Origin of the sequence: Methylosinus sp. Ce-a6 (genome assembly GCF_009811655.1) — a bacterium.
In the GTDB taxonomy this organism is placed as follows: Bacteria; Pseudomonadota; Alphaproteobacteria; order Rhizobiales; family Beijerinckiaceae; genus Methylosinus.
Genome location: NZ_BGJX01000092.1, coordinates 1 through 949 on the forward strand (window position 1 = coordinate 1; position 949 = coordinate 949).

At 62.0% G+C, this 949-nt stretch carries 2 protein-coding genes; both read left to right on the forward strand.

The features are described from left to right. Positions 1-122 precede the first annotated feature (122 nt). Positions 123-407, forward strand: coding sequence for a recombinase family protein (locus Mspo_RS19450; RefSeq protein ID WP_244613564.1), 285 nt, complete (start codon positions 123-125; stop codon positions 405-407). Between the two features lie 174 nt (positions 408-581). Further along, positions 582-773 (forward strand): abortive infection family protein, encoded by a 192-nt coding sequence (locus tag Mspo_RS20370; protein WP_368854819.1) that lies wholly within the window; start codon positions 582-584, stop codon positions 771-773. The last annotated feature ends 176 nt before the right edge of the window (positions 774-949 follow it).

The following is a 949-nucleotide window of genomic DNA, read 5'->3' on the forward strand; positions in this document are numbered from 1 at the left end:
ATTCCCGTGAAGCGCTTTGTCCCGGAAGCTCCCGCACGCTGAACGGATTGCGGACGAATGATTTACGGCTACGCACGGGTTTCAACGGACGGCCAGAGCGTTGGCGCGCAAGTGAAGGCGCTATGCGCCGCCGGGGCCGAGACGGTTTTCAAGGAGAGGCGAGCGGCGCGAAGACCGACCGCGCCCAGCTACGCCGAGCGCTCGCCGCCTTGGGCAAGGGCGACGTGTTGCTTGTGACGCGCCTCGATAGGCTGGCCAGTTCGACGCGCGATCTTCTCGACACGCGACTATCTAGAAGCCCAAGACCGCAGCCCCGGCGTCGCGCCTATCAGCGCGACCCTCGAGGCGTTCGATGCCGACCATGTGCATGCGGCATGGCAAAAAGCGTTAGACCGCCGGTCGGCTGACCCGGAAGGCGCGATTACGGCATCACGCATGCTGCTCGAAACCGTTTGCAAGCATGTTCTCGATGAAGCGTCTGTCTCTTATCCTGACGACGCTGACCTTCCGAAGCTCTGGGCGCTTGCCGCCGAAGTCCTCAATCTGGCCCCCGCCCAGCATAGGAGCCGATCTTTAAGGCTATCCTCGGCAACCGCCAGTCTGTTGTGAACCACCTCGGCGCCATCCGTAACAAAATCGGAGACGCGCACGGCCGAGGGCGGCGGCCAGTCAAACCTAAGCCTCGCCACGCGGAACTTGCCGTCAATCTCGCGGGCACAATGGCCTCCTTCCTTGTTTCGACATGGAAGGAGCGCAGTGATTCGTCGCCGTGAGGCTCTCGCACAGCACGACTGCAAAAGGTAGAGGTTTTGCAAGCGCCGAGCTTGTCTCGGATATGAATGTCTCCTTCGGGTCAGAAGCCGAATCTCACTCAGGGGAATCGGGTGAAGGATTTCAGGCGGCGACGAGACTTGCGAGGAAGTCGTCGTCCCAGGCGGCGGTCATGCGC

Excerpts from the sequence above, each read along its gene's own strand:
- Mspo_RS19450 (WP_244613564.1), top strand. The coding sequence starts at position 123 with ATGCGCCGCCGGGGCCGAGACGGTTTTCAAGGAGAGGCGAGCGGCGCG.